Source organism: Subsaximicrobium wynnwilliamsii (assembly GCF_007997225.1).
GTDB classification, from domain to species: domain Bacteria; phylum Bacteroidota; class Bacteroidia; order Flavobacteriales; family Flavobacteriaceae; genus Psychroserpens; species Psychroserpens wynnwilliamsii.
In genome coordinates, this window is record NZ_VORM01000065.1 from 1 (window position 1) to 4,039 (window position 4,039).

The 4,039-nt window shown below is 31.9% G+C and carries 2 protein-coding genes; both read right to left on the reverse strand.

The annotated features are described in order from the left end of the window. Positions 1–418 precede the first annotated feature (418 nt). Entirely contained in the window at positions 419–1,324 is a 906-nt protein-coding gene (locus tag ESY88_RS20380; protein WP_147088578.1) for a hypothetical protein, read from the reverse strand. Between the two features lie 1,478 nt (positions 1,325–2,802). Next, on the reverse strand, positions 2,803–3,771 hold the full coding sequence (locus ESY88_RS20385; protein ID WP_147088428.1) for a hypothetical protein: 969 nt from the start codon (positions 3,769–3,771) through the stop codon (positions 2,803–2,805). Positions 3,772–4,039: the final 268 nt, after the last annotated feature.

The following is a 4,039-nucleotide window of genomic DNA, read 5'->3' on the forward strand; positions in this document are numbered from 1 at the left end:
TTTCAGATAGTGATTCCATAAACCTACTAAAAATCCGCAGAAATTTGTTTCCGCATGATGTCACGAATTAGCTCCTAATAAGTCTGGATTATGAATTTACTTGCTAATTCTGCTATTTTAGCCAACGGTTTTGTATATGGCTCGTAGCGTGCAAACTAGAAAATTATTTTCGGATTGAGCACAAGCCAGATTTTTAAATTTTACTATTTATCTTTTTTATTGGAAATCGTCAAATTTAAAAATTTGGCGACTTTCCATATATACCTTAACTTTGATTAAGCAACTGATTAGCTATGAGCTATATACGTTGTTGTAGCCAGTTATTTTTATTCGCTTTATTGAATTTCTGTTTGTAATTCCATGTTCTAGAGTCAAATTTGCCAAGACCATTTTTCAGTAAAAGAGATATATACTATCATTACTTATCATCTTTCTTAATTATTTCTGAAGCAGTTACTTTATCAGTATATAAGATATGTGTACATCGATTTTGTTCTTCAAGAAGTTTCTTATATAAAAATATTTCATAAGATAAGGTAGTATTATAAATATTTTCCTCTCTTTCAATAGTTCTCATTTTTAATCCGGTAAGGTCGTTATTTAACATATTTCCCTCACTAAACACATGATTAATGGACATGATTTTTTTAGAATCAAAATTAACAGTATCCTTTAACAGGTATCCTCCGATTCTCTCTTTGTTGAAAAGAGGTATAAAAGAATTATGTGTATTGCCAGTTAGAGTAACTATTTTAGTGTTTGGATGTTTATTATGGATGTTGCGTATTTCCCTGTACATGGATGAGTCTCTAGTTGAAGATGGGTAAGGATTATCAATGAATTTTAAAATAATTCCATCATTTTTAATACCCTTGTATACTAAATCAAGCCATGCTATACCATTTCTACCGTCAAAATTTTTTCCACGAAAGAAATCCAATTCTTTTAACTCGGAAATTGACATCTCGTCTGACAAGTTATTCATAAGTGAAGCACGAATTTCCATAGCCATTATCACGCTGCCTTCGTGTTTAGCAATCAGTTCACATAGTCCATAAGCAAATTCAGCAGGCTCATTTGTTCCATGCATTTCTCCAATCATTATTATTTCATAATTTGCGATTTCATCGTATATCTTGTCGCTCAGTTTGGATAAGTTTTGAATGGGTATCGCATTCTTTTTTAAATCCTTTTGCTCTTCTGTCAATTCTACAGAATTATCAATAGAATTTAGTGTTTCATCAGATGCTGTTTGTTTTTTTGTATTTTCTTTACAAGAAGTTAATCCAATCATAACAATTAATAGAGGTAAGAATTTTTTCATAATACAATGTATTTAATATAGAGATTTTATTTTATTTCTACAAATGTAGAATATAATTTATGAATCTTGATTTTCTAATTGGCTACAACGTTGTTGTGTATGAGCCGTTGCGTGTGATTTCCCGAAACTCGCCAAGTAAGAAACTCCGCTGAAAAATTCCCGAGAATTTTCCAGAGTAGGACAGGCCCAGCAATGGCTTATACACGGTGTTGGCAAACGTTTTTTTACTTTTTCTTCGTTATGTTTTTCACGTCTGATTTGATTCCTCCGTTTTACTTTTAAAGTTCTAATTTAATAATTTCCGCTAAATTTCTTTGCTAATTTTCTATTTTAATTTCGGCTTCCTGTCAAGCTTTTGGGCGGGAAACAGTTTTTCTTTTGTTTTTATTTGGTCGGTCGACATTGCTTTTCAATTTTGCTCTTAAAAAACCAAAAAAAATTTCGATTCCTTTCCGCCATTTTTTTTCCGCCAGAGTGGATTTCTGCGTTGTGTTATTTCCGTCAGAGTAGATTTCGGCGTTGTTTTTTCGGTTCCGCTTAATTTCCGCATTGTTTTTCACAATTATATTCCGTTTTCATTTTCTAAAATTCGTTGCATTGTTTTTTCGTATTCTGTTCGGTTTGTCAATTCCGCATTTTATTCATTGCGTTTTTTTCTTTTCCAGCTTATTTATTGCGTTTTCAGTTTCAGCCGAATTTTTGTTCAAATGTTTGCCAACGTTGATGTGTATGAGCCGTTGCGTGTCTCACACACGAACCATTAAAGGTACAAAACTCCGCTGGAAAATTCCCAAGAATTTTCCAGATTGGCACAGACCCAGCAATGGCTTATACATGGTGTTGGCAAACGTTTTTTTACTTTTTCTTCGTTATGTTTTTCACGTCAGATTTGATTCCTCCGTTTTACTTTTAAAGTTCTAATTTAATAATTTCCGCTAAATTTCTTTGGGAATTTCTATTTTAATTTCGGCTTCCTGTCAAGCTTTTGGGCGGGAAACAGTTTTTCTTTTGTTTTTATTTGGTCGGTCGACATTGCTTTTCAATTTTGCTCTTAAAAAACCAAAAAAAATTTCGATTCCTTTCCGCCATTTTTTTTCCGCCAGAGTGGATTTCTGCGTTGTGTTATTTCCGTCAGAGTAGATTTCGGCGTTGTTTTTTCGGTTCCGCCTAATTTCCGCATTGTTTTTCACAATTATATTCCGTTTTCATTTTCTAAAATTCGTTGCATTGTTTTTTCGGATTCTGTTCGGTTTGTCAATTCCGCATTTTATTCATTGCGTTTTTTTCTTTTCCAGCTTATTTATTGCGTTTTCAGTTTCAGCCGAATTTTTGTTCAAATGTTTGCCAACGTTGTTGTGTATGATTAGTGGCGTGTTTAAACACCTAATTTAGTAAATAAAAACTGAATAGAAAATCTGCGAGGATTTTCGTAAGTAGGCGATAACCAAGCCATTAATTATACACGGTGTTGGCAACAGTTATTTTAATGTTATTTTTTCAGCGATAGTTTTATATTCGTTCAGATAGCTTGAATCTTCAGTAAAGTCAAAACCAACGAACTGTATAATTCCGTTTGGCGTTTGTTTTATGTATTGAAACATCTTTGATTTCTTACCTTGAATTGTACCTATCATATCAACTTTGATTATTTTATTTTTTTCTTCTTTATATTCTTTTTCAGAGATTATGTCAATTTCAATTCGTTTTTCCTCGAATGTGTTATTTTCATATTTTTTAATCAAATTGTCGCTATATTTTTTTAAATCAAAATCATTAGTATATGGCAAAGTTGCAATTAGAAAACTATTTATAAATAAATTTTCATCCTTTATTTGCTGACCGTTTAAGGTATATGTTCCTAATGTTCCATTTACAGTACTTAATTTGAAGTCTGAATTATCTAAATTGACTTTGTGAAATAAATTGTCATCTAGATTGGGCTTAAGGTCTTTATCAAAATATGAGCTTAATATCAAATCTGTTATTTCTTTTCTCTCTTTTTCATCATTTGGAAAAATTCCCATTACTAATACCGAAAAAGAATTATCTCCAAAGGCTAGAATAACTTGTTCAGAAACATTTCCTTGAGGTGCTAGTGCAAAAAAAGCGTTGTAATCTCCTAATTTAAATTCTTTTTTTACACGTATTTCTCCTCCTTGGCTTTCTAATTGGGCTATTTTATTTATGACATTTGGGGCAGTTTGGTTATAGTCCTGATTCGGAATTTCTACAAATTGAAAATAATTATCAGAATTTTTTTGAAACCTTTTAAGTTCGTCTATGTATGTGTAATTTTCAGGTTTATCGATTAGTATTCTTGTTCCTTTAATATTTATTTTCTTGTCTAATTCAGTCGTTTCAATTTTATCCGCTAAAACGAATGATTGTGCTTTACTCTCACAACTATAGAATAAAATTGTCAGTATAAAGATTGTTAAATATTTCATTAAATTATTATTGTTTAGTTGTAGGTTCGTCATAATTGTTGCCAACGCTCTTGAGTATGATTAGTTGCGTGTCCCAAGCGCTAATTTAGCAAATAAAAACGAACTTGGGCATCCACGAGTATTTTCGGAAGAAGAACAGGCCAAGCAATTAATTATACGCGATGTTGCAAGTAGTAATCACGGCTGTTTCTAGTTTAGTTACAATTTGGATTTGAATTGCGTTCTGCTAGGAATTCGTGAGTTCAGTTTTCCGCAACCGAGCTAATTC